This is a genomic window from Ruixingdingia sedimenti (genome assembly GCF_031432425.1).
Taxonomy (GTDB): domain Bacteria; phylum Pseudomonadota; class Alphaproteobacteria; order Rhodobacterales; family Rhodobacteraceae; genus Ruixingdingia; species Ruixingdingia sedimenti.
This window is the reverse complement of sequence record NZ_JAVKPH010000133.1, coordinates 1-644: the sequence shown is the minus strand read 5'-3', so window position 1 is coordinate 644 and position 644 is coordinate 1. Positions and strand designations below refer to the sequence as shown.

General features: G+C 62.4%; 1 pseudogene. It reads right to left on the bottom strand.

The features are described 5' to 3' along the window. Positions 1-639, bottom strand: a pseudogene (locus tag RGD00_RS23455) (IS5 family transposase); the annotation flags it as partial. Positions 640-644: the final 5 nt, after the last annotated feature.

Genomic DNA, 644 nt, shown 5'->3' with positions numbered 1-644 from the left:
GTTTGTAGCGGCGCTTGTCGTGCTTGATGGGCTTGCCGCGCGACTTCCTGCCAGGGATGCAGGGTTTTATCCCCTTGTCTTTCAACGCATCTCTGAACCAGTCGGCGTCATAACCGCGGTCGGCCAGCAACCACTCCGCCTTTGGCAAGCTGCTCAGCAGCGCGGCCGCGCCCGTGTAATCGCTGACCTGGCCTGCCGTCATGAAGAACCGGATCGGGCGACCATCGGCGTCGGTGACGGCGTGAAGCTTGGTGTTCATGCCGCCCTTCGTCCGACCGATCAGACGGCCCCTCTGGTCGCCGGGTCCCCCTTTTTCGACCGCAGGCTGGTCGCCGTGCGATGCGCCTTGAGATAGGTCGCGTCGATCATCACCGTCTTCGGAACGGCGGCCTCAGCAGCCAGCCCGTCCATCATCCGGGCGAAGACCCCCTTGTCGCTCCACCGCTTCCAACGATTGTAGAGGGTCTTTGGGGGGCCATACTCCCTCGGCGCATCACGCCACCGCAAGCCATTGCGATTGATGAAGATTATGCCGCTCAGTACACGCCGGTCATCCACGCGCGGCTTGCCATGGCTCTTGGGAAAGAACGGTTCCAGACGTGCCATCTGCGCCTCCGTCAGCCAGAAAAGGTTGCTCATCGATC